The sequence below is a fragment of the Tessaracoccus sp. OH4464_COT-324 genome (assembly GCF_003932855.1).
Lineage (GTDB): Bacteria > Actinomycetota > Actinomycetes > Propionibacteriales > Propionibacteriaceae > Arachnia.
In genome coordinates this window covers 1-22873 of sequence record NZ_RQYZ01000009.1, presented here as the reverse complement: position 1 = coordinate 22873, position 22873 = coordinate 1, and the positions used below count along the sequence as shown (strand labels likewise).

Here is a 22873-nt window from a genome sequence, read left to right as displayed (position 1 = left end):
TCACTCCTCCATCGCAAGTTGCCAGATTTCGTCCATCTCGGCTCTGCCGATGCCCGCCGTTCTCGCCTTGACCGCGGCTTCCGCCAGCAGCGCCTCGATGTCGCGCAGCACGCTCTCCCGCACCAGTGCCCGGTTGACCGGGAGCACGTAACACCCTTTCCCGGGAACGTTGGCGACGAAGCCCTCCGCCACCAGCTCGTCGTACGCGCGCTTGGTGGTGATCACGCTCACCCGCAGATCCTTGGCTAGCGCCCTGATCGAGGGCAGCGCGTGGCCTTCAGCCAGCTCGCCTGAGAGGATGGCGGACTTCGCCTGCCGGGCGATCTGCTCGTAGATCGGCTGGCCAGAAGTGTTCGACAGCACGATGCGCATCTCAACTCCGTTCTATCTGTATATACAGTGTATATACAGTCTTAACGGTGGTCAAGTATCCGCTAAGGTGCTTGACACCAACACCAACTTGAGCAGGGCATTCGATGACGAGCAAGCACCCCAACAGAGCACCCTTTCAGCCCGCGGCCGACGCGGCCCGGGCCACCGCACGACGCGCAGGCCGCGTCATCCGTGACATGGACTACCCCCACGGCATCCACCCCGCCCTCGTCCCCGGAGTCTCCATTGACGACCAGCGCGTGCGCTACGGAATCGACCGCCCCCTGCTGATCGGCGTCGGCGCATTGATCCTGGCGTTCATTATCTGGGGCATAGTGGCCCCACAGCACCTACGCTCCGTCAGCTCCACCGCGCTCAACTGGACGGTGCTCAACTTCGGCTGGCTGTTCAACAGCCTCGCGCTCGGCATGGGGATCTTCCTCCTCGCAATCGCCGCCTCCCGCTACGGCCGCATCCCGCTGGGCCTCGACGGGGAGCAACGCGAATACTCCACGCTCTCCTGGGTGGCCATGCTCTTCGGCGCCGGCATCGGCATCGGCATCATCGTCTTCGGCCCCTACGAGCCGCTCTCGCACTACCTGTGGCCGCTGCCCGGCCTCTATGAGCCCGCCACCGACGCCGCCGTCAAGGGGGCCCTCGCCCAGACCGCGCTGCACTACGGCGTCAACGCCTGGGCTATCTACGCCATCGTCGGGCTCTCCGTCGCCTACGTCTCCTACCGCAAGGGCCGAGTCCCACTGATGAGTTCGGTGCTCCAGCCACTGTTCGGCTTCACCGACCGCACCGCCCCCGGCGCGCGCATCATCGACGGGCTGGCCATCATCGCCACCCTCTTCGGCACCGCAGCCTCGCTCGGTATCGGCGCGCTCCAGATCGGCCAAGGCGTAAAACTGATCAGCGGGTGGAGCGTCGAGGCCAACGCCCTCGCGCTCGGCATCATCGTCGTGCTCACCATCGGCACCATCATCTCCGCCGTATCGGGCGTGGCCAAGGGCATCCGGCGCCTCTCGACGATCAACCTCGGCCTCGCTGTCGCTCTCGCCTTCGCCATCTTCCTCCTCGGGCCGACGATCTTCCTCACCAATCTCGTGCCCGGGGTCCTTGCCACCTACGTGTCGAACGCGCCGGCCATGCTCAGCGCCACCACCTCCGACGGGCAACCTACCATCGAGTACCTCAGCTACTGGACCACTTTCTACTGGGCTTGGTGGGTCAGCTGGGCCCCGTTCGTCGGCGTCTTCACTGCGAAGATCTCCCGCGGCCGTACCGTCCGGCAATTCGTGCTGGGGGTGCTGTTCCTGCCCGCAGCGGTCACCGTGTCCGCCTACACCATCATGGGCGGCACGAGCATCTGGCTCCAACGGCAAACGGGATCGCTCGCGCCGGGTAACTCGCCCGACAACCTGCCGCCCATCGAACAGACCATCTTCCTCGTGCTCGATCAGCTGCCCGGCGGCCACCTGATCACGCCCCTGGTGATGGTGCTGCTCGCCATCTTCTTCATCACCTCGTCCGACTCCGCCTCCATCGTCAACTCCCAGCTCTCCCAGGGCGGCAATCCCGAGCCCAACCGGCTGGTCACCGCGTTCTGGGCCATCTGCATGGCCGGCATCGCCGCCGTCATGCTGCTGCTCGCCGGCCGCGATGCGCTGCAAGGGCTGCAGAACCTGATCGTCGTCACCGCGCTGCCGTTCTCCGCAATCCTGATCCTCATGGCCGTGGCCCTTATGCGGGAACTGCGCCGCGACCCGATGATGATCCGCGACCGTTTCGGCAAACTCGCCGTTGACCAGGCCGTGCGCCAGGGCCTGGAGAAACACGGCGACGACTTCGTGCTGGGCGTCGAATCGGCCGCCCCCGGCAGCGGCGTGGGAACGAGCTTCGACACCTCAGCCGAGGAATACACCCGGTGGTATCAGCGCACCGACTTCGACGGCAGCCCCGTCGAGTACGACTACGAGACCGGCACCTACGCCGACGAGGCCGAGCCGGACGATCAGCCGCAGGCTAGACCCGGCTCCACAACGGAGTCTTGAGCTGCGTGTAGTCGCTCACCGGGTCGAAACACACCGTGCCACGGCACACGTGGACCGCCCGTTCGGCCCGGCCCTCCAGGTGGCTGCCCCAACCCTCCGCGCCCGCAGAGGCCCGCAGCACGACCGATCCCGGCGGCGCCAGCCGCCACGCGGCCCGTGCCAGCTCGTCGAACGGGTCATCGCTCACGACGACCGCCACCGCCGGCTTCAGACCCCGCCGCGCCTCGTCAGCCACCAGCAGATCCGCCAGCGCGGATCCAGCGAAGTGCGGGAAGTCGGCCAGCGTCGCCCAGGTGGTCCGCGCCGCCAGGTCCGCGCGCTCGACGAACTCTGGCCGCTGCGCCAGCAGGCCGACAAGCCGCAAGGCCGACACCATCGTCGAGGTGCCCGACGGAGTGACACTGTCCGTGAGCGACCGCGGCCTCATGAAGAGGCCCGTTTCTGCGGCGTCGTAGAAACCGCCATCGTCGTGGCCGAACTGCTGCAGCGCGCGCTCCAGCAGCCGCTCGGCCAACCGCAGCCAGCCGGCCTCACCCGTCGCGCTAGCCAGGTGCGCAAACGCCTCCGCCACCGCACCGTAGTCCTCCGCTCCCCCCTCGTGCTGGGCGGCCTGCCCGGCGTAGGAGGAACGGGCGAGCACATCGTCGACGACGTGCACCCGCTCCAGGTAGCGCCCGGCCCCGAGCGCCAGTTCCAGCCAGCCGGGCTCGTTAAAGATGAGCGCCCCCGACACCAACGAGGAGATCATCCACCCGTTCCAGGCCGCCACCACCAGGCGGTCGGTACCCGGTCGGAACCGGTTGGCGCGCTCAGCCAGCAGCGCGTCGCACACCCGCTGCAGCCGCTCAAAGTCGGGGCGGCCCCGCAGCTGCAGTGTGGACAGCCCGTGCTCGAAGGTGCCTTGCGTGGTGACGTGGAATACCTCGGAGGCCCATCTGCCGTCCTCCTCGCCCAGCGCGTCCGCGAGTAGCTCGTGGTTCCACAGGTAGAAGATGCCCTCGTGCACGGAGCCGCGGATGTCGGTGGAGTCAGCGTCGAGCCCCGAATGGAACGCGCCCTCCTCGCTCGTCATCTCCCGCTGCAGCCACTCGACGATGCCGTAGGCGGTGCGCTCCAGCAGCGCACGCAGCCCGGAATCGTGATCGGCGGTGCGCCGCCAACCGCGGACATAGCTGCCCAGCAGCAGCGCGTTGTCGTAGAGCATCTTCTCGAAATGCGGCACCACCCAGCCCGCGTCGACGCTGTACCGGTGGAAGCCGCCGCCCACCTGATCGTGGATGCCACCGCGGGCCATCGCCTCCAGCGATCGCTGCGCCAGCTCCAGGCTCTGCCGGTCACCTTTGACCAGCAGCGCGTCGATCAGCGTTGGGGCCGGGAACTTGGGAGCGCCGCCGAAGCCGCCGTGCGCGACGTCGAACTTGCCCTCAACCTTCTCGATCATCTCGCGGGGCTCCGGCGCGGCGTCGGCCACCTCGGGAACCAACTCGGCCAGATGCCGGGACACGTACTCGCCGGTGGCGGTGAACTGCTCGCGACGCTCGCGCCACCCCTCGGCGATCACCTCCAGCACCTGGCGGAACGATGGCAGGCCCGGGCCGCCCTCCACGGGGAAGTAGGTGCCCGAGAAGAAGGGGATGCCCTCGGGAGTGAGAAATAGGGTCATGGGCCAGCCTGCGGCCCCCTGGTTCATGGCCTGGGTGGCGGTGATAAACACGGCGTCGACGTCCGGCAGCTGCTGCCGGTCTACCTTGATCGCGACGAAGTTGTGGTTGATGAGCTGCGCGATCTCCCGGTCGGCGAAGGACTCGTCGTTCATCACATGGCACCAGTGGCACGAGGCGTAGCCGATGGACAACAGCACCGGCACGTCCAAGCGGGCGGCCTCCGCGAAGGCGGGCGCCCCCCATTCCCACCAGTCAACGGGCTGGGTGGAGTGCATGCGCAGGTAGTCGCTGGCTGATTCGGCGAGACGGTTGACCATGCGCCCTAGGCTAGCGGCCCACCCCCACGGGACGTTAGACGACGATGATGGGCTGGCCGACGTGAGGTTTGCCCGTTGGTGGGACAATGGGGGCATGACTCAACCCGCGCAGCCCCGATCCGCCACCATGACCGCTCTGGTGCCCAACCTCGTGGTGGTGGGCATCATGTGGGTGTTGGAGGTCCTCGACGCCCTTACCCCCGCCTCCCTGGACAGCTTCGGCATCCTGCCGCGCGATTTCACCGCGCTGGGCGGCATCCTCGCAGCGCCCTGGCTGCACGTCGGTTGGGGGCACCTGCTCAGCAACTCGGTGCCCTTCATTCTGTTGGGCACCCTGATCCTGCTGTCGGGCTGGCGGAATTACCTGACGGTGACGGTGCTCAGCGTCCTCGCCTCGGGCATCGTCGTTTGGTTGATCGCGCCCGCGCACACGGTGACGCTCGGCGCGTCGGGGGTCGTCTTCGGCTACCTCGCCTACGTGCTGGTGCGCGGCCTGTTCTCCAAGCAGCTTTCGCAGATTCTCATCGCGGTGCTGGTGTTCGTCGTCTATGGCGGCCTGCTCTGGGGCGTGCTGCCGACGACGCCCGGGGTCTCCTGGCAGGCCCACCTCGGTGGCGCCATCGGTGGCGTGCTGGCGGCCTGGCTGATCTATGCCAGGCCGGTGCGCTCCGGCTCCGGTACGGCAGGATGAACCCTGTGAGCCCAACCGACGAAGAACGCATCGCCCGCCGCTACCCGAAGCGCACCGTCTGGGACTACCTGATCTACGGTGGGGTGGCCATCGGGGTGGGTGCGGTGATCGTGTCCGCTTTGCTTTCCGGGCTGGTGCGCTCCAACCCGCCGGCGCAGGCCACCATCCGCGCGTTCGAGGTGCTCTCCCCCAACCAAGTCAAGGTGGACCTACTGCTGCAGCGCACTGACCCTACAAAGCCTGCCGAGTGCAAGGTGTTCGCGCAGGCCGCCAGCTACGAGCAGGTGGGTGAAAAGCTGGTGATACTCCCGCCCAGCCCGGAGCACGTCTCATCGCACATCGTCACGCTCGCCACCACCAAGCAGGCCGCCGCGGTCGATGTTCAGGGCTGTCGGCTTGCGCAGTGATAGGCTTGCCGGATGTCCGACACCACTGATGTCGTCTGGCTCACTCAAGACGCCTACGACAAGCTTGAAGCCGAACTCAACGAGTTGAAGACCGTTGGCCGCCCGGAGGTCAGCGCGCGGATCGCTGCCGCCCGCGAGGAGGGCGACCTCAGCGAGAACGGCGGCTATCATGCCGCGCGCGAGGAGCAGGGCCAGATGGAAGGCCGAATCGCCCAGCTCGAAGACCTGCTGCGCCGCGCCCAGGTGGGTGAGCCCACCGGTGGACGCGACGAGGTGGCGCCCGGCAAGCTGATCACCATCGCTTTCGACGGTGACCCCGACGACACCGAGACCTTCCTGCTCGGTTCCCGGGAGGTGTTGGGCGTGGACGGCTCCGTCGAGCACCCGGTGTACTCGCCGCAGTCCCCGCTGGGGGCGGCCGTCATCGGCCACAAGGTGGGCGACGATGTCAGCTACGAGGCGCCGAATGGGCGCACGATCCACGTCAGGGTGACCGCCGTCGACACCCTCTGAACTCTGAAGCGGCTTGTGAAGCGTCCGCCCAGTCAGCTGGGCGGACGCTTCACGCTCATGGGCCCGGACGACTCAAGCGTCGGCAGCTCTTTCGAAGCCCCTAGCCCAGCAGGGTTGCGGCCTCGTGGGCGCTCAGTTCTCCCCGGGCCACGCGGGCGAGCACATCGTCGGTGTCCGCTGCTGCTGCCTCCCGGGCATCGCCGGAGGGTTCCTCCCCGCCGGGGGTGAGGCCCAGCTTGGCCAGCACCGCATCGAAGCGGGAGCGCGCCGTCGGGTAGGACACCTTGAGGTGTTTCTCCACCTCCCGGAGGTTGCCGCGGGAGGCGAGGAACACGCGCAGCAGCTCCAGCTCCGCTTCGTCGAGCAGGTCGAACTCGGTGCCGGCGAACTGTCCGCGCAGCTCGGTGCCGCACTGCTGGCAGCCCTTAGTAATGACGATCAGGTTGTCGCCGCACACCGGGCAGTCTGCGGGAGCACGGTGCAGGCTCATCTCACTCCTCCGCTCGGATGGTGGCCATGCCCATGAACGCGCTGACCTCCAGCGACGCGGAGCCGTTGCCGATCACGTACTCGTTCACGTCGGAGGCCTCGCCGGGCCAGGAGATGCGCCCCACCTTGGCCTCGCCTCGGACGGCCACGTTGGCGCCGGGGGTGAGGTTCACCGTCAGCGAGCCTGATTCGACGCGCAGCCGCGAGCGGCCCACACTGATGGGTCCTTCGACGGTGACGCCCGCGGCCTGCGCGAGCAGGTCGGACACCTCCGCCGCCCCCTCGATGGTGCAGGCGGCCGCGGTGACCCGGATGCGCCCGACGCGGGGCACTCGGGTGATCTTGAGGCCACCGGTGGTGATCTCCACGTCAACGATCAGCTTCGGGTTGACCTTGATCACGAGCTCCTTGCCGAGCGCGATGTCGCTCAGGTCGTCCATAGAGCGCGGCGGGCGGATCAGGGAAAAGCCGTCGAAACGGGGCCCGATCTCGCCGTTGGCGGTGATTTCCATGACCGTGCCGGTGCGGCGCAGCAGGTGCTGGCCCTCCACGCTGAGTGTCGAGATGGTCGAGTCGCCTTCCACCCGGACGCGGCGCCCGGTGGCTTGGATGCGCACTCGCTCCAGCCCGCCGGGGCGGAAACGGGGGCCCTCTTCTGCGACCGGCTCGTCGTCGAGGCCGAGATCTTTTTCGGCTTGGGCGGCGAGTGCGGCCACTTGCTTGAGCTCTTCGATGCGGCGGCGGGCTTCTTCGGCGGAAATCTTCCCCTCAGCCAGCTCCGCGAGGATCGGTTCAAAGTTTGGCTTGCTCATATGCGAGATTATAAAGGACTTCTTTCCATTTTGGAAGAGTCTGCGAGGCTTTCCTCGTTCGGGCGGCGAGCATGGCAGAGTTTGGGCCATGCCGAAACCACTGACCCAGCTCGTTGCCCCTGATTGGGCGGAGGCGCTAGCCCCCGTCGAAGGCCAGATCCACGCGATGGGTGACTTCCTGCGCGCGGAACTGGCCGCGGGCCGCGGCTATCTGCCCGCAGGCGAGAACGTGTTGCGCGCCTTCACCCGCCCTATGGCCGACGTGCGGGTGCTGGTGATCGGGCAGGATCCCTACCCCACGCCCGGCCATGCCGTCGGGCTCAGCTTCTCCGTGGCCCGCGACGTCCGCCCGCTGCCGAAGAGCCTCATCAACATCTACCGCGAGTTGCACGACGACCTCGGCATCCCGCCGGCCCAGCACGGCGACCTCAGCCACTGGTTCGAGCAGGGCGTGCTGCTGATGAACCGGGTGCTCACGGTGCGGCCCGGCTCGGCCGGATCACACCGCGGCCACGGCTGGGAGCTGGTCACGACCCGCGCCGTCGAAGCCTTGGCCGCGCGAGGCGGCCCGCTCGTCGCTCTGCTCTGGGGCCGCGACGCGCAGGGCGCTGAGCCCCTGCTGGGCGGCGTGCCAGTGATCAAGTCGGCGCACCCTTCTCCACTGTCCGCGCACAACGGATTCTTCGGATCGCGCCCCTTCTCACGGGTCAACGAGGCCCTCGCCCGGCAAGGAGCCGACCCGATCGACTGGGCGCTCTGAGCCGCCACAGCCACCAGCCACCGAGGGCCCCGGGCAGCGCGGCCGCCAGCCAGAACAGCCACCACACAGGCTGCGGCGCGCCCGCCCCCGTGGGCGGTGCCAACTCCGTGGAGCGCGCCCAGGCCAGGAAAGCGTCCCCCACCGGCAGCAAGCCGAAGGCGTAGGCGGGGCCGCGCCCCGTCGGCAGCGGCAGGCCGAGTAGGTCGGCCTCCCGGTCCAGCACCCTGACCAGTTCGTGGTCGCCGTTGCGACGCGCTGCCGCCAGGGTGACCGCCGACGCGCTGGCAGAGACCCCATTGATCAGCGGCCCAGAGTCCACGTCCCCGGGCAGGTCGATGCCCTTGGGGTGCTCCCGCACCCCCACCAGGCCCAACGTCGCCGATACGAAACGCTCTCGGAACACCCGCCACTCCTCGGCCGCGCGCCGCGCGTCGATGTCGGGCAGGAAGACCTGGATGATCGCCTGCGACGATCCCCTCGCCGACGGCGAGCCCACCTCGTGCACCAGCAGGCCGGCGGCGTCGCGGTGCGGCTGCAACCTGTCGAACCAGCCCTCCGTGGCCTCGCGCAGCCCGCTCAGCTCGACGAGCTGAGCCGCCCGGTGCACACCCGCCATGGCCACCACGGCGTCGCAGGGCCAGGACCTTCCCGGGTAGGAGGTGGGGACGGGTTCCGTCCGCAGCGCGTCGAGCACCGCCGTCGCCTCGGTGCTCAGTTCGGCCAGCAGGGCGGGCCGCCGCTCGTCGCCCGCCAGCCTGGCCCGTTCCACCATCAGCAGCAACCGCCAGCCACGGTAGAAGGTCCCCCACTCCAGCCGGTGCCCGGTGCCGAAGCGACGGGCGACGTGCCCGGCATTGACCGCTTCCCAGGCGCGTTCGACGATGGCCGCGCCTTCGTCGCCGCCGACGGCCCCGGCCGCTAGGCCCGGCAGCAGCCACATGAACAGTTCGCCCTCGGGGAACAGTTCCTGCATCTCGGGCGCGGCGGCCGGCAGCGTGCCCGCCAGCCAGCCCAGCTGGTCGCGCACCACGTCGCTCCCGCGCATGTCGGGCACCACGGCCCGGGCGACGTGGCCCAGGCTCAGCGCGCCGAGGAGGATGAGCGTCCCCGCACAGATCTTCTTGAGCACGCCGCCAGTGTAGGCGGCGCTCTTGGGTGGGCTGGGTAGGCTGAGGCGCATGGAAATTGACGTGCAGGGTTGGATCAAACGCAGGCTGCGCCCCGAGATGGTGGCGCCTGAGCAGGCGCTTCCGGGGCGCGAGACGCCCATCCTGCAGCCCATCCCCCGCCACGCTGTCCTTGGGCTGCCGCTTGACGAGGTGCCGTCTGGCGCTGAGGTGGCGTACTTCGCGCTCGGCTGTTATTGGGGAGCGGAGCGTCTCTTCTGGACCACCGACGGCGTGCTCAACACCGCGGTCGGGTTCATGGGCGGTTTCACGCCCAACCCCACCTACCGGGAGTCCTGTACGGGCCGGACTGGTCATGCGGAGACTGTGCAGGTGATCTTTGATCCGCTGCGAGTGAGCTACGACGAGTTGCTGCGCGCCTTCTGGGAGGCTCACGATCCCACCCAGCTCAATCGGCAGGGTGCGGACGTCGGCACGGAGTACCGCTCCGCGCTGTTCCCCGTTGACGACGCGCAACTGTCGGCCGCTGAGGCTTCGCGGGCGGCGTTCCAACAGGCGCTGTCTGCGGCCGGTTTCGGGGAGATCACCACCGAAATCTCTCCGGGCCAAACCTTCTACTACGCCGAGGAGGATCATCAGCAGTACCTGCACAAGAATCCCGACGGCTACTGCCCCGTTCATGCCACCGGTGTGCGGTGCGGCCCTTCGGCCGACTGACCACGGACCGGCCCGGAGGGAAGGTGGCGGGTGTTTGTTCCCCGCCACCTCGTCGGCCCCAGTTGGCGCTAGCAGCCCACCTCGGGCAACTCATCCAGCCGGATCAGTTTGCGCTCCGCCGCGTCCTCCCGGTTGCCATGGACTTCCAGGTATCCCCCGTCGTGCCCGTTGAGCAAGCTCCAGTACTGGCTGGCGTGATCTTGCTTGATCGTGACGCCGGTGCGGTAGTTGAATAGGCCGTCGTCCAGTTCCACCCAGTCGCCCACCATTTCTATGGCTGACAATGGGAACTTCTTGCCCCAGGAGTCGTGCCAAAGCGCCGTCTGCACTTCGTTCGGCGCGGTGGTCCGCAGCAGGTACACCCCGTTCGACTCCCCGTCGAAGAAGTAGCCTTCGGTTCCTGCGGGCAGCGGGGTCAATTCGCCGTCCGGGGTGAGCCAGCTGGTTTTGCCCTTGTTCGTCACCTGCAACTTGCCGTTGAGGGCGGGGAAGATCGACAGATTCTTCCCCTCGATCACTTGCCTGAGTTCGGGCCCGGTTGCGAGGTCCGCCAGCCAGATCGTGGCTTTAGCACCATCGTCGGAGAAGACCCAGAGCTTCCCCTTGCTGAGGTAGGCGCCGTAATCGCTGGGTTGACCGAAATCCATGTCGCCGATCTGCATTGTGTTCTCCGGGTTCTGCGAATCCCAGACGAACAGCCGCACGTCTCCGGAATCGACGGCCTTCAGGTAGGTAACGAACCGCCCGTCGGACTGCATTTCGCCCGAGAAGTCATCAGTCTTGCTGATGAGCAGGTTTTCGCCGTTTGGTGACTTCCAGCGGGCTTCTGTAATCCTTTCGCCGTCGAACACGAAGTTGATTCGGGTATCAACCTCTCTTAGCCCGATTCCTCCGTAGTAGCGCCGGAACTGCACCTGATCAATCATCGCCAGCCAGCCCTTTGGGGCTTTGACACTGCACTTTTGCTCCGGGAATGCCGGGGCGGGCGGGTCCTCCTTTGTCGGCTGATCGGTGGGTGTGGGATCGGGCGTGGCGGGATCCTGCGTCGTAGCTGAGGGTGTTGGTTCGGAGGGAGTTTCGCTGGCGGGAGTTTCGCTGGCGGGAGTTTCGCTGGCGGGCGTCATACTCGGGCTTGCTTCTGCCGGGTTGACGTGGATCACATCGCTTCGCAGCCAGCTGCCCACCTGCGTTGCCCCGATCCCGCCGCCGACGGCCAGCGCGAGGGCTGCCACGACGACGCCCACCCGTCGCACTTTCATCTTTCGTTCGGCGCTGTCGGCCACTGCGGACGGGGTGAGCCTGGTGGTCACTTTCTGGTTATCGAACAGGTCTTTCAGGTCTCGCGGATCCATGTCAGGCTCCAATCTTCAGCGGGTTGGCCGACCGCATACGGTTCAGCGCGCGGGCTGTGGTTGATTTGACGGTGCCGACGGCGATGCCCAGTTCGTCGGCGGTGGCTGCCTCGGACAGGTCCACCAGGAAGCGCAGCGTGATCACTGCGCGTTCGCGCTCGGTCAGGGGACGCAGCAGCTCGTCCAGTTGCGCCGAGGCGTCGAAGCTCAGCTCCGGGTTTCCCCACCTGCTCTGCGCGGGCAGGTCGGCCGCGTCGGATTTGGCCCCGAACAACTCTCGGAATCGCTTCTTTCGCCGCCAGGAGTCGTATGCGCTGTTCACCAGGATGCGCCGAACGTAAGCGAGCGGGTCGGACAGGAGCATCACTTTCGCCCAAGAGCGGTAGGCCTTCTCCAGGGCCAGTTGGGTCAGGTCGTCGGCCGCGTCGGCGTCGCCGGTGAGCGAGCGCGCTATGCGTACTAAGGTGTTCAGGTTGCTGGCCACGAACTCTTCGAAGTTCGATCGGGCGTCAGCCTTGTTCATTTCGCCCTCCTTTCACCCCGCCAAACGATCCACCTGACGGAAAGGTTCTGTGCTCGCGCAACCAATTCTGGCCGGTCTCCCACCTTCTTCGACGCCTGGATCGCCCCCCCTCCAGGACGCCCTCGCGCCAACGGCCTTTTCGCGGCCCGATCTACACTTGGCGCCATGCAATGTCGAGAGTGCGCCTACGACGAGGGCGGCGCCTGGTTCAGGTTGCGGGCGGCCGCAGTGATTATGCATGACTCGCAGGTGCTGATGATGTCGAATCCAGCCACTTCCTACTTCTACTCGGTGGGCGGCGCCATCGAGCACGGCGAGAGCGCTGAGGACGCGGTGCGTCGGGAGGTGCGCGAGGAACTCGGGCTGGATCTTGAGGTTGACCGACTGCTGTTCGTGCACGAGAACGTCTTCACTGACGCCACCACTGACGTGCTTCGCGGCAAGCTGTGCCACGAGGTGGCGCTCTACTTTCTGATGCGCTATGCCGGGGAGTCCTTCGAGGTGAACAGCTGCGATGCCTATGGACAACCCGAGGATGCGGTTTGGCTCCCGGTGGCCGAGTTTGCCAGTTACCCGGCGTACCCACGGTTTTTCGCCACGGAGTTGGCGGAGTTGCCGGCATCTCCCAAGCACATCGTGACGCGAGACGTCACCCACGACCTGTCCTGAGGGCCGGGCCGCCACGCCCCACCGGGGGCGACACCGTCGAATACGACCTGCTGCTGCTCGGCTCCCCCGGCCACGCGGCGGCCGCCGCCAACGGCCTGAACGATGACGGCACCATCGTCGGGCTACTCCGCCCCGGCGCCAGCGCCCAGCCACAGGAGGCAGCGCTCTGGCTCCCCGGCAAGGCCGACGCCCAGCCACTTCCTCACCTGGCCGGCTCCAAGTTCGCCCGGGCCTTCGATATCGGAGCCGACGGCACCGTCGCCGGCGAAGCTTTCAACGCGAGCGGCCGCAACGTCCCGGTCAGCTGGCGGAGCACCATCACCCGACTGCCCTCCCCGAACGCCGACGGCCTCGGCGTCGCCTGGGACGTCGCCAACAACGGGACCGTGCTTGCCACCGCCACCGACGCCGGCAAGCGCGTCGCCGAGCCTCTGCCCCGGCACACCCACCCAGCATCCGAGCGCGACGTCCAGCGGAAGTGCCTCGCCACAGCCCGCCCGGCCCTCCGGACCTGACCATCCCCGGCCCAAACTGCCGAGGACAGGGTGCTGAGCATCACTTGCCGAACGCCCGAAGCTCCCGGGCGCGAGTGCGCTCGATCGACTCGAATCGGCTGCGCGCATAGGGCAGGCTCACGTCGCGCAGGTAGTCGGCCAGCTCCCCTGGCCCGTGCTCGTCGAAGTGCGCGAGCAGGCTGGCCACATCGTCGGGATGCCGGTTCTGGCTCATCTTGGCCTTCGCCTCGACCCGCTCCACCACCAGCTCCACCCCGACGATGGCCCGCGCCATCTTCGCCAGTTTCTCCTCGCCGACGAGCTCCAGGCACCACTCCTCGCCCATCCGCTCGGTGAGCACCCGCGCCGCACGCAGCGCGCCCTCGGGAGAGGTATCCACCGTGACCTTGCCCGTGAGGTGCACCGTGATGTAGTCCCAGGTAGGCACGTTGGGTAGCTGCTCGTTCGTCGCGTACCAGGCCGGCGAGACGTAGGCGTCGGCCACGTCGATGATCACCAGCCCATCGGCGATGATGTCGCGGGCTGACGGGTTGTTGCGCACCAGATGCGTCACCACCACCTGCTGACCGTCGCGCTCCTCTAGGTGCACGGGAATGTAGGTGGCTCGGGGCCCGTCGGGGTGCACCGTCACCAGGTTTCCACCGCGGGCCACCGACAGGATACGAGCAAGCTCATCGTCGGGGATGCGGAAATGGTTGGGCACGTACATGGCACCCAGTGTAGGCCCACGTTGTGAGCCCGCCATCGGCCGAGCCCGCCACTGAGGGTAGGTTACCTCCAGAGAGGAGATCCCGGATGTCCGACGATGGAGCGGCTCAGCGCAGGGTGCTCGCGGTGAGCCTGACTACCGTCTTCCTAACGATGATGTCGGTCTCCAGCATCAACGTGGTGTTGCCCGCGATCCAGTCGTCCATCTCCGCCACCGACTCGCAGTTGCAATGGGTGCTGGCTGGCTACGCACTGACCTTCGGCGTGGTGCTGGTGCCGGCGGGCCGGGCCGGTGATGTGTACGGCCGAGGTCGGCTGTTCGTCGGCGGCATCGCAATTTTCGGCCTCAGTTCGCTGATCGCAGGCCTGGCCTCAGGCGGCATACTGCTGGATGCCGCGCGCCTGCTGATGGGCGTGGGCTCGGGCATGGTGAATCCGCAGGTGATCGGCCTGATCCAGCAGTTCTTCTCGGGGCGAGCCAGGGCGCGGGCCTTCGGCAGCTTCGGCGCGGCGGTGGGGCTCTCGGTTTCGGTTGGCCCGCTGATGGGCGGGGCCGCGATCTGGTTGTTGGGCGATGATCTCGGCTGGCGGCTCACCTTCTTGGTGAACGTCCCAGTGACGGTGTTGATCGTCGGGCTGGCGCTCGCGTGGTTTCCGCGGGAGGCGTTCGGCGCACGGCGCGAATCGCGCGCGGACCTGGACCCGGTGGGGGTGGCGCTGTTTACCGTAGCCATGCTGTGTCTGATGCTGCCTTTTCTGGAGCGGGGCCCCGGACCGGTGGTGTTCGCCGTGGTGCCGGTGGGGCTTGCGCTGCTGGCTTCCTGGGTGCACTGGGAGCAACGCCATGCGGCGCGCGGCGGGCAACCGATGGTGAGGATCAGCCTGTTTCGGATTCGCAGCTTCGCGTTCGGCACGGCGCTGATCGGGTTGCAGTTCACCGGAGTGACCAGCGTGCACGTCGTGTTGGCGCTCTACCTGCAGCGCGGCCACGGCTGGAGTGCGCTGGCTGCGGCGCTGATCGGGTTGCCCGCTGCGCTCGCGACGGGCGTCTTCTCGTCCTATGCGGGGCGGCGGGTGCTGGAGGTGGGGCGGCGGCTGGTGCTCGTCGGGCTTTTGGTGGTATTGGCCTCGATGCTGGCCTCAATGCTGGTGGTTTGGGCTCGGCCCTACGGCGTGCATCCGGCGTGGCTTGCCGCGACGGTAGCGCTGCTGGGCGTTGGGCAGGGACTAGTGGTGAGCCCGAATCAGACGTTGAGCCTGCTGGAGGTGGCTCCCGCGGACTCTGGCGCTGCGGGCGGCGTCATCCAGACGGGGCAGCGAGTGGGCAGCGCGATCGGTGCTGCGGCGATCACGGCGGTGTTCTTCGTGCTGACGCCGACCCACGGGTGGGAGTTCGCCTTCCTGGCGGCCTTCGGCCTGATCTCGGCGACGGTGGTGGCGGCGTGTGCTACGGCGCTGATCGATCTGCGGGCGGCGCCGAAGGGGTCCTGATGTGCGGGGGCCGCCGGTGTAGGGCAGGTTGCGGGGCGGCCCAACATGGCCTATAATGAGAACCGTTCTCGGCAGCGTGGGGGTTGACCTACCAAAAGGTTCTTTGTCGACGTGCCTTACCCGCGCTGCCTGTTCGCGGCCGCCAGGCCCTTCCCATGTGAGCGACGGGCGGCCGCGAGCGGGACCTCCTACCCGCCCGCGGCCGCCCCCGCCATCGTCAGCGCTCGATGGCCACGGGTTCGACGCTCTGGCCCGCCTCCCGCCAAGCCGAGAAGCCGCCGCGCAGGTGAGCCACGTCGTCGCGCCCCATACCGATCAGCTGGGCGCCGGCCAACGCCGAGCGCCAACCCGACCCGCAGTAGAGCAGCAGCCGCCGCCCGTCGTCGAGCGCCGGGCGATAGTAGGGGCTGGCTGGATCCACCCAGAACTCCAGCATCCCGCGCGGCGCATGATAGGCACCCGGAATGGTGCCCGTCCCGGCCCGCTCCCGCGGGTCGCGGATGTCAACGACGAGCCAGCCGTCGTCGCCCAGCAGCTCTGCGGCCTCCTCGACGTCGATCCCGGGCACCACCGCGTCGGCGCGCGCCACCAGTTCCGCCGAGCTGACCTTGAGCGGGGCGCCCGGCTCCCTAGCCATCGACGATGCCCAGCTCTACCAGCTTGGCGAACACTTCCGCGTCGCGCGGCTCCACGTGGTGTGTGCCGTCCGGGTAGCACACCACCGGGATGTTCGTCCGGCCGGAGATCTCCCGCGCCCGATCCGCCAGCGCGGGATCGGCCACGATGTCCAGGTAGTCGTAGTCCACACCGAGGTTGTCGAGCTGTCGCTTCGTACGGATGCAGTCCCCGCACCAATCGGCGCCATAAACACTCAATTTCATGGACTAATTCTAGGCACGCCCCAAAAGCGGCGCGGGTGCGCTATTAAAGGGGGTATGTGGGTGGCCATCGTGATGACTGTGTTGGCCGGGGCCGCGACGGCGCTCGGCGGGTTGATCGGTGTCTGGGGCCCGCATACGTCGCACCGGATGCTGTCCGCGGGTGTCGCGCTGAGCGCGGGCGTGATGATCGGCGTCTCCCTGATCGAGCTGCTGCCCGGGGCGCTGGCGGGCAGCAGCCCCTGGCTGGCGCTGAGCGCGTTCGGGACGGGCGCCGGGCTGGTTCTACTCGTCGAACGGGTAGCCGGACGCTGGTCCCCGGCCGACCGCGAGCGCCAGCGCCAGGCCGTGGCGGAGCACGGAATGCCGAGCGCCCCCGAGCAGCCCAGCCCGGCAAAACTCACCCGGTTGGGCCTGACGATGGCCCTCGTGCTGGCCGCGCACAACGCGCCCGAGGGGTTCGTGACGCTCATCACCGCCCTGCAAGATCCCGTCCTGGCGTTGCCGGTGGCTGTGGCTATCGCCATCCACAACATCCCCGAAGGCATCGCCGTAGCGATCCCCATCTACCACGCCTCCGGACACCGGCTGAAGGCCTGGGCCTACGCCTCCGCCTCCGGGCTGGCCGAGCCCGTCGGGGCGCTGCTGCTGTACGCGGCTGTCGGGCCTTTCCTCAACGAAGGCGTCCACGCCACGATCAACGCGGGCATCGCGGGAATCATGGTGTTCATCTCCTTCCACGAGCTGCTGCCCCTGGCCCTGGAGACCGAGAAGAAGACCACCGTCTCTCTGTGGGCCTTCCTCGGCATCATCGTGATGGCCGCCAGCCTGATCGCGCTCGCGTGAGCTACACCGTCGCCTGCGAGGACTGCGACCACCCCGAATGGCACCGCGGCATCGACCGGGCCTACCTGTGGGGGTTCCTCGTCGACATGGATCTCGCACCGGCCCGAGCCGCGCTGGCCGGGCTGCTCCTGCCCCGCTACGAGCGGCAGCCGCACGTGACGCTCGCCTACTGCGGACTGGCGGAGATGGAGTTCGACGATGCCCGCCTCGCCGCGGATCTCGCCCGGCTGCGCCGCGCGGCTGACGGGCCTGTCGGGCTCCGCCCCCTCGGATGGGGCAGCTTCCTCGGCTCCCCGATGCTGGAGGTCACGGGCGACTGGCTGCAAGGCGCACACGCGCTGCTGGCCGGTGAAGACGAGGTGCGTCGGCTGCGCCCCTACCGTCCGCACATCACTCTGGGGTTCTACTCCGGTCGGTGGCCGGTCGCGCGCGTGCTCGACGCGCTGGCTGCGGTGCCCCCACCGGGCGGGTGGCTCGTCGAGCAGCTGCATCTGCTGAGCTATGCCACCAGGGATATTGCGGGCGAGCTGCGCGTCGAGGGCCGCTTCGACCTGGCAACGGGCGGGTTCACCAGGGTCACAATAGCTGAGCCGCGCCGGCCAGCGCGGCCAGCACCGCCAGCTGGGTGATCTCGATCGTGGAGCCGAACACGTCGCCCGTCGTACCGCCCAGGCGCCGCACCACGTGGCGGGCCCAGCACCAGCCGACGAGCAGCGCACCGGCCCACGCCGCCGCCCAGGCCAGCGCGCCCACCGGGCCCCACAACCACCAGCCGCAGCCTGCAGTCAGCCCGGCCAACGCGAGCAGGTTGGCCGCCACCCAGCCTGGCGCGGGAGCGCCCGAAAGCATCGAACCGAAACCGCCCGGCCTGGCGGAGGGGCCCCGCGAGATCAACAGCACCCCAGCGCGTCCCGTCGCGGCCGCTAACGCCAGCGCGCAAGCCGCCACCTGCGGCCCGGCCGCAGCGGCGTCGACGATGGCCGCCAGCTGCGCCAGCAGCACCAGCACCAGGGCGATCACCCCCATCGGCCCGATGTCGGATCGCTTCATGATGTCGAGGGCCTGCTCCGCAGGTTTGCGCGAGCCGAGGCCGTCCGCGGTGTCGGCGACGCCGTCGAGGTGTAGCCCGCCCGTCGCCCCCGCCAGGACAGCGAGCGCCGCCACGGCGCCCAGCCAGGTCAGGCCGAGCACCGCCGCGCCCCACAACACCGCGCCGGCGACGACGCCCAGCACGAGCCCCACCAGCGGCAGCGCGGCGAGCGCGCCGGCGGCGGACCTCCGGTCGATTTCCTGCATCGGCATCGGCAGGATAGTGAACAGGCTCAGCGCGGTGATCGGCCTCACTTGAGCCGCCTGGGCACCCCGGCGACGACGTGCCACACCTGGTCGCAGGCGGCGCCGATGCGAGCGTTCAGTCGGCCCAGTTCGTCGCGGAACATCCGCCCCGACGCGGTGGCGGGCACGACACCTGAGCCCACCTCGTTGCTGACGAACAGCACCTCCCGACCGGTGTCGGCGACGGCCGCCACCAACTCGTCTACCCGGCCCGCCAGCGCCTCGCGCCACCCGGGGGTTTCCGCCCAGGCGCCCACGCCGTCGAGGATTCGCGTGAGCCACACCGCCAGGCAGTCCACCAGCATCGGCCGGCCGGGGGCGGCCAGGAGTTGTGCCACGTCGATGGTTTCGACGGTTCGCCAGTGCGCGGGGCGGCGCTCCCGATGGATGCGCACTCGCTCCACCCATTCGGGATCCGCAGGGTCAAGCCAACTGGTGGCCACGTAGTCGATCTCCCGATCCAGCAGTTGTTCCTCGGCCCACTTAGATTTGCCGGAGCGGGCGCCCCCGACGACGAGCACCCGCCCGGCGGCGCCGCCCAGCGGCTCAACTTCGCCGCGCGCAGCCAGCGCTGCCAGCAGCTGTCGGGCCAGATCGTCGGCGTCGTTGACGCGCACGCGGTATTCCATTTAGCTCTCGATCCCGGCGTCGGCGAACGTGGCCATGTCTGTCAGGATGCGCGCCGCCGACCGGAGCGTCGGCAGGGCCAGCACCGCCCCGGTGCCTTCGCCGAGCCGTAGCCCCAGGTCTACGAGCGGGGTGAGCCCCAGTTTTTCCAGTGCGGCTTCGATGCCGGGCTCGGCGCCCGCGTGGCCGGAGAAGAGGTAGCCGCGTACCTCGGGGTGGAGGGCGGCGGCGACGAGGCCCGCCGCGCAGGCGATCACTCCGTCGAGGATGATGGGCACGCCACGTGCCGCGCCGCCGAGGATGAATCCGGCCAGCGCGGCCTGCTCGTATCCGCCGACGGCGGCCAGCGCACCCAGCGGGTCGAGCGGCGAGGGGTGGTGCAGCGCCAGGGCTTGCTCGATCACGGCCTGCTTGCGCTGGCGGAACTCGTCGCTCATCCCGGTGCCGAATCCGGTCACCTCTGCGGGCGGCCGCCCGGTGAACACCGCGATCAGCGCGCTCGACGGCGTGGTGTTGCCCACCCCCATCTCGCCGGTGAGCAGCACCTCGGCCCCGCCGTCGATGGCCTCGTTGGCGGCTTCGATGCCTACCTCGACGGCCCGGGTGGTCTCGTCGCGGGTCATCGCGGGCTCGATGGTGAAGTCTCTGGCGCCCTTGCCGACGTTGCGCCTGCGGATGTTGGGGTGGGGATCGTATTCGCCGGCGACGCCGACGTCGGTCAGCATCGTCGTGGCTCCCAGCTCGTCGCTCAGCACGTTGATGGCGGCGCCGGAGCGGGCCATGTTGGCGAGCATGAGCAGCGTCACTTCCTGGGGCCAGGGCGTGAGGTTGTGGGCGCAGACGCCGTGGTCGCCTGCGAACACCCCGACGACGGCGCGGCGCGGCACGGGGGGCGGGCACTGGCGGGTGATGCCGGCCAGCCGGTTGCCCACTTCTTCCAGCATCGCGAGGCTGCCCGGCGGCTTGGTGAGCTGGGCCTGGCGCCGCTCGGCTGCGGCAAGATGCTCAGCGGAGATGGGTTGGATGCGGGCGATGGTTTCGGCTAGCACGGGTTCCTGCTTTCTCGCTTGCGGCGTTGCGGTCATCCTATTGAGCTGAGTTCGCGGCCTGGTCGCGCCCCCGGCTACGTGGTGGACCAGCGCGGGATCAGGTGGTCGAGCCGGTCCACGACGACGGCGGCGCCCGCCGTGTGGAGTTCCTCGGCCGGTGAGGCCCCGGTGGTGACGGCCCAGCATTCCATGTTGGCGGCCAGCGCCATCTGCACGTCTGTCGCGGCGTCGCCAACGTAGACGCATTCGCCGGGGGCGACGCCGAGCCGCTTGGCGCCGAGCAGCGCCGGGTCGGGTGCGGGTTTGCCACGGGCCACGTCGTCGGTGCCGACGATGATGTCGATCAGCGGGGTGAGATCGGTGTAGTCGAGCAGGTGTCGGGCTTGGGAGTTGTTCTTCGCGGTGACCACACCCACTTTGGTGCCTCGCTCGCGCAACCAGTCGAGGGTTTCCACCACTCCTGGCAGCACCAGGCTCGGACCGCGTTCCTCAATGGCCCGACGGGCCCCGGCCCGGTAGTCGTCGGCCAGTTCTTCGTAGCGTGGCTCGTCGGCTTTCACTCCCGCAAGATGTTCGAAGGCGGCCGCGAGGGGCTGCCCGATGAACGGGTAGACGGCTTGGGTGGTCACCGGGCGTTCGGGGCTGTCTAGGACGCGGGCTATGTGTTCGGCGATCAGGGCGACTGTGTCGGTCAGGGTGCCGTCGAGGTCGAAGAGTACTGCTTGAGGTGCGGTCATGGCTCAACCTTAGGGCCATTGTCGGCTTTCCCCGGCTAGACTCTGCCTCCATGACAGGCAGGCTCGACGTTTGGCTTTGGTCCGTTCGGTTGTTCAAAACCCGCTCGGCGGCGAACAAGGCGGTCTCCGGCGGGCATGTGAAGCTGAACGGGTCGAATGCTAAGCCCGCGCACCCCGTGAAGCCTGGCGACGTGGTGACCGTGCGTGAGCCGGGCTGGGAGCGCAAGTTTGTGGTTGTGCAGGTGATCACCAAGCGGGTTGGGGCACCGATCGCGGTGACCTGCTACACCGATCAGTCACCGCCGCGGCCCGCTTATTTGTCCAGCCCGATGGCGCGCCGCGATCCCGGGGCCGGCAGGCCGACGAAGAAGGACCGTCGGGAGATCGACAGGTTGCGCGGGCGGGACCCGCGCTCGTCCGGTGGCCGCTGACTGAGCCCTCCGGGACTAGACTGACAGGGTGAAACGTCTTCTTTGTGGCTTTGCTGCGCTGTTGTTCGCGGCCTGTTCGGCCGGCTCTTCGGCTGAGCCGACGGTCGAGCCCGCCTCGCCCTCGCTGAGCGCCTCACCCAGGCCGAGCGAGTTGCTGCCCAATACGTTTCCGATTGACGGCCCGCTCACGCGGGGCGACAACGCGGCCCGGGTGGTGGCGGAGCTGGACCGGGTGACGGAGCATGCTCCGATCCTGAAGCTGAACGTGTCGGATACCGATGCCACGCTTATCGCCCTCGGGCCGGAGAACCGCGTGCTCAGCTACCGCTGGTACGACGGGGTGGTAGACAGCACGATCACTGACTTTGCTTTCCTGGGGCAGAAGACTTTCCGCCCTGCGGATTTCCCGTTGACGCAGCTCCCGCTGATGCTGGACATTGCGGACATGCTGGGGGTTAAGGGTCGGGTGGTTTACCAGGTTCAGCAGTTCCGAGATCTTGAGGTGGTGCAGAGCGTTTCCTCCCAGCCGGAAACCAAGACGGTGTTCTTCAACGAGGACGCCACTGCGGTCGAGCAGCTCGGGACGACCGATCCCACGGATGTGGAGCGTGGGTTGAGCACAGTGATTGGCACGGCGACGCACCTGCTGGAGGTCGGTTTCTCCGCCCAGCGGGGTTATTGGGCTGTGTACGATCGGGGCCGGGAGACGGTGCTCCGGCAGCGGATGGGCGGGCTGCCTGCCTACATCGTTCCCGCGCAGCGGCCCACTGGTCGGGCTTTTTTGGCTTCTCAGATTGATGTTCAGGTGATCACGGGCCTGCTGCCTGAGGGGTCCTGCGAGGTGGTCGTCCGCGCTGCGGAGAAGGCGCAGCCTAGGATCACCGTTGGCTGCGACGGCACTCAACGGCATTATTCGCTGGCCGGTGAGGAGATTCACGGCTCTTAGCCCGCGGCGTAGGGCCGAGTGTCCGGGGGGATCGCGCCGGCCGGTGGGCTGATCTCGCGAGGCGGATTATCGCGTCGATTCTTCCGAGACCGGCCTTGCCGTCACCTCGGTGACGGCGCCGGGCGTTATGAGTCCAGATCATCCGTCCCGCCAGCGTTTGCCTGACGAGGCAGAAGCGGTATGACCCAGGTGGTTTCGCCTGCGTCGAAACAGCTCACCTGGTGGCCAACAGATGATCCACCAATTCATCCATCGCATCCACGATCTCCTGCTCCGTGAACCTACCCGTAAATGGCCACACGCCGATCAGAGTGTCTTCCGCATACGCAAAACACTCCATGTTCTTGGAAAGAACCGACTTTCCACAGGTGAATCTCCCGGTGTAGTGCACATCTTCCAACTGCCGCAGATAACGGTTAAACAGGTCAGGCAGTTCAAAGCTCTGTGTCTCAACCCTCAGGACCCGATCAGGCTCTTCATCGCCCTCCTCATAGCCCACAACGGTAGACCAGTCATTCAAGCCGGGCAGGCTATAGTCGCGGTCGTTCAACGTCCAGCCCTGCAAAGTCTTAGGCAACCGCCAATCATCGCGCGGCTCCCCACCCTTAAGCGGATCCCCGCCATAAAGCTGCGGCAACATCTCCGCAGGCGGCATAACCTCCCACACCTGCCAAGACCGCCAAGCATCCGACACACTCGGCGACGGCAACACAATCGAAGACCTCGGAGCCGACGACGAACCCTGACCAAGAGCCGACGAATCGGGAGAAGCTGGCCGCAGCACAACCACCACCAGCAACCCCACCAACACCGCCAACAACCCGCCGACGACACCCAACC

Annotated in this window: 27 protein-coding genes; 12 read left to right on the top strand and 15 right to left on the bottom strand. The window is 68.0% G+C overall.

Translation table 11 applies throughout. The features are described 5' to 3' along the window. Positions 1 to 372 carry a GntR family transcriptional regulator gene (locus EII42_RS06700; RefSeq protein ID WP_125171344.1) on the bottom strand — a complete coding sequence of 124 codons (372 nt, stop codon included), beginning with the start codon at positions 370 to 372 and terminating at the stop codon, positions 1 to 3. A 104-nt stretch (positions 373 to 476) separates the two neighbouring features. Here EII42_RS06700 and EII42_RS06695 point away from each other — a divergent pair, with 104 nt between their 5' ends. Beyond that, on the top strand, positions 477 to 2429 hold the full coding sequence (locus EII42_RS06695; RefSeq protein WP_199729818.1) for a BCCT family transporter: 1953 nt from the start codon (positions 477 to 479) through the stop codon (positions 2427 to 2429). Here the strand turns inward: EII42_RS06695 and EII42_RS06690 are convergent. Further along, positions 2401 to 4410, bottom strand: coding sequence for a thioredoxin domain-containing protein (locus tag EII42_RS06690; RefSeq protein ID WP_125171343.1), 2010 nt, complete (start codon positions 4408 to 4410; stop codon positions 2401 to 2403). The two genes, EII42_RS06695 and EII42_RS06690, sit on opposite strands and share 29 nt — an antisense overlap. Before the next feature lie 94 nt (positions 4411 to 4504). Between EII42_RS06690 and EII42_RS06685 the strand changes: the two genes are divergently transcribed. The 3 genes from EII42_RS06685 to greA are packed head-to-tail and all read left to right on the top strand — an operon-like array spanning position 4505 to position 6021. Beyond that, on the top strand, positions 4505 to 5101 hold the full coding sequence (locus EII42_RS06685; protein WP_233558306.1) for a rhomboid family intramembrane serine protease: 597 nt from the start codon (positions 4505 to 4507) through the stop codon (positions 5099 to 5101). Between the two features lie 5 nt (positions 5102 to 5106). Further along, on the top strand, positions 5107 to 5508 hold the full coding sequence (locus tag EII42_RS06680; RefSeq protein ID WP_158676427.1) for a DUF4307 domain-containing protein: 402 nt from the start codon (positions 5107 to 5109) through the stop codon (positions 5506 to 5508). Positions 5509 to 5520: 12 nt separating this feature from the next. Next, positions 5521 to 6021: a transcription elongation factor GreA gene (gene greA, locus EII42_RS06675; protein WP_125171341.1), complete on the top strand. Its 501-nt coding sequence runs from the start codon at positions 5521 to 5523 to the stop codon at positions 6019 to 6021. A 100-nt stretch (positions 6022 to 6121) separates the two neighbouring features. Here the strand turns inward: greA and EII42_RS06670 are convergent, their stop codons facing one another. Together EII42_RS06670 and EII42_RS06665 are read right to left on the bottom strand one after the other, a co-directional pair. Next, positions 6122 to 6511: a DUF2089 domain-containing protein gene (locus EII42_RS06670; protein ID WP_125171340.1), complete on the bottom strand. Its 390-nt coding sequence runs from the start codon at positions 6509 to 6511 to the stop codon at positions 6122 to 6124. Between the two features lies 1 nt (position 6512). Beyond that, positions 6513 to 7322, bottom strand: coding sequence for a hypothetical protein (locus EII42_RS06665; protein WP_125171339.1), 810 nt, complete (start codon positions 7320 to 7322; stop codon positions 6513 to 6515). Between the two features lie 88 nt (positions 7323 to 7410). Here EII42_RS06665 and EII42_RS06660 point away from each other — a divergent pair, with 88 nt between their 5' ends. After that, positions 7411 to 8082: a uracil-DNA glycosylase gene (locus tag EII42_RS06660; RefSeq protein WP_125171338.1), complete on the top strand. Its 672-nt coding sequence runs from the start codon at positions 7411 to 7413 to the stop codon at positions 8080 to 8082. On the opposite strand, the gene EII42_RS06655 is transcribed toward EII42_RS06660, so the two are convergent. Further along, on the bottom strand, positions 8030 to 9211 hold the full coding sequence (locus EII42_RS06655; protein WP_125171337.1) for a hypothetical protein: 1182 nt from the start codon (positions 9209 to 9211) through the stop codon (positions 8030 to 8032). The genes EII42_RS06660 and EII42_RS06655 overlap by 53 nt on opposite strands. A 49-nt stretch (positions 9212 to 9260) precedes the next feature. On the opposite strand from EII42_RS06655, the gene msrA reads away from it, so the two are divergent. Continuing rightward, positions 9261 to 9926, top strand: a complete 666-nt coding sequence (gene msrA / locus EII42_RS06650; protein ID WP_125171336.1) for a peptide-methionine (S)-S-oxide reductase MsrA — start codon at positions 9261 to 9263, stop codon at positions 9924 to 9926. 68 nt (positions 9927 to 9994) lie between these two features. On the opposite strand, the gene EII42_RS06645 is transcribed toward msrA, so the two are convergent. After that, a complete protein-coding gene (locus tag EII42_RS06645) occupies positions 9995 to 11278 on the bottom strand; it encodes a hypothetical protein (protein ID WP_125171335.1) in 1284 nt (427 codons plus the stop codon). A gap of 1 nt (position 11279) precedes the next feature. Next, a complete protein-coding gene (locus EII42_RS06640) occupies positions 11280 to 11801 on the bottom strand; it encodes a SigE family RNA polymerase sigma factor (RefSeq protein ID WP_125171334.1) in 522 nt (173 codons plus the stop codon). Positions 11802 to 11966: 165 nt separating this feature from the next. Here EII42_RS06640 and EII42_RS13760 point away from each other — a divergent pair, with 165 nt between their 5' ends. Then, positions 11967 to 12470, top strand: a complete 504-nt coding sequence (locus EII42_RS13760) for an NUDIX hydrolase (protein WP_125171333.1) — start codon at positions 11967 to 11969, stop codon at positions 12468 to 12470. 555 nt (positions 12471 to 13025) lie between these two features. On the opposite strand, the gene EII42_RS06625 is transcribed toward EII42_RS13760, so the two are convergent. Beyond that, positions 13026 to 13694 carry an FMN-binding negative transcriptional regulator gene (locus EII42_RS06625; protein WP_125171331.1) on the bottom strand — a complete coding sequence of 223 codons (669 nt, stop codon included), beginning with the start codon at positions 13692 to 13694 and terminating at the stop codon, positions 13026 to 13028. Between the two features lie 86 nt (positions 13695 to 13780). Here EII42_RS06625 and EII42_RS06620 point away from each other — a divergent pair, with 86 nt between their 5' ends. Beyond that, positions 13781 to 15184: an MFS transporter gene (locus EII42_RS06620; RefSeq protein ID WP_125171330.1), complete on the top strand. Its 1404-nt coding sequence runs from the start codon at positions 13781 to 13783 to the stop codon at positions 15182 to 15184. A 217-nt stretch (positions 15185 to 15401) separates the two neighbouring features. Here EII42_RS06620 and EII42_RS06615 read toward each other — a convergent pair whose 3' ends face one another. Next, on the bottom strand, positions 15402 to 15821 hold the full coding sequence (locus EII42_RS06615) for a rhodanese-like domain-containing protein (protein WP_125171329.1): 420 nt from the start codon (positions 15819 to 15821) through the stop codon (positions 15402 to 15404). Continuing rightward, positions 15814 to 16065, bottom strand: coding sequence for a glutaredoxin domain-containing protein (locus tag EII42_RS06610; protein WP_125171328.1), 252 nt, complete (start codon positions 16063 to 16065; stop codon positions 15814 to 15816). Before EII42_RS06610 ends, EII42_RS06615 begins: the two co-directional genes overlap by 8 nt. 72 nt (positions 16066 to 16137) lie before the next feature. On the opposite strand from EII42_RS06610, the gene EII42_RS06605 reads away from it, so the two are divergent. After that, a complete protein-coding gene (locus EII42_RS06605; RefSeq protein WP_233558308.1) occupies positions 16138 to 16908 on the top strand; it encodes a ZIP family metal transporter in 771 nt (256 codons plus the stop codon). Then, positions 16905 to 17537, top strand: a complete 633-nt coding sequence (locus EII42_RS06600) for a 2'-5' RNA ligase family protein (RefSeq protein ID WP_125171326.1) — start codon at positions 16905 to 16907, stop codon at positions 17535 to 17537. Before EII42_RS06605 ends, EII42_RS06600 begins: the two co-directional genes overlap by 4 nt. Here EII42_RS06600 and EII42_RS06595 read toward each other — a convergent pair. The 4 genes from EII42_RS06595 to EII42_RS06585 all read right to left on the bottom strand — a co-directional run bounded on the left by EII42_RS06595 (position 17485) and on the right by EII42_RS06585 (position 20656). After that, positions 17485 to 18210, bottom strand: coding sequence for an adenosylcobinamide-GDP ribazoletransferase (locus EII42_RS06595; protein ID WP_125171410.1), 726 nt, complete (start codon positions 18208 to 18210; stop codon positions 17485 to 17487). The two genes, EII42_RS06600 and EII42_RS06595, sit on opposite strands and share 53 nt — an antisense overlap. Positions 18211 to 18248: 38 nt before the next feature. Beyond that, complete coding sequence (gene cobU / locus EII42_RS13470; RefSeq protein ID WP_233558303.1) at positions 18249 to 18872, bottom strand: bifunctional adenosylcobinamide kinase/adenosylcobinamide-phosphate guanylyltransferase; 624 nt, start codon at positions 18870 to 18872, stop codon at positions 18249 to 18251. Continuing rightward, on the bottom strand, positions 18873 to 19919 hold the full coding sequence (cobT, locus tag EII42_RS13465; protein WP_233558302.1) for a nicotinate-nucleotide--dimethylbenzimidazole phosphoribosyltransferase: 1047 nt from the start codon (positions 19917 to 19919) through the stop codon (positions 18873 to 18875). It abuts the gene before it with no gap. 74 nt (positions 19920 to 19993) lie between these two features. Further along, entirely contained in the window at positions 19994 to 20656 is a 663-nt protein-coding gene (locus EII42_RS06585) for an HAD family hydrolase (RefSeq protein WP_125171325.1), read from the bottom strand. 50 nt (positions 20657 to 20706) lie between these two features. Between EII42_RS06585 and EII42_RS06580 the strand changes: the two genes are divergently transcribed. Together EII42_RS06580 and EII42_RS06575 are read left to right on the top strand one after the other, a co-directional pair. Further along, the gene (locus tag EII42_RS06580; protein WP_125171324.1) at positions 20707 to 21087 is read left to right on the top strand and encodes an RNA-binding S4 domain-containing protein; all 381 of its coding nucleotides are present in this window, start codon (positions 20707 to 20709) and stop codon (positions 21085 to 21087) included. 28 nt (positions 21088 to 21115) lie between these two features. Continuing rightward, the gene (locus EII42_RS06575) at positions 21116 to 22033 is read left to right on the top strand and encodes a hypothetical protein (RefSeq protein WP_125171323.1); all 918 of its coding nucleotides are present in this window, start codon (positions 21116 to 21118) and stop codon (positions 22031 to 22033) included. 214 nt (positions 22034 to 22247) lie between these two features. Here EII42_RS06575 and EII42_RS12890 read toward each other — a convergent pair. After that, a partial coding sequence (locus tag EII42_RS12890; RefSeq protein ID WP_158676425.1) for a hypothetical protein occupies positions 22248 to 22873 on the bottom strand: 626 nt, incomplete at its 5' end.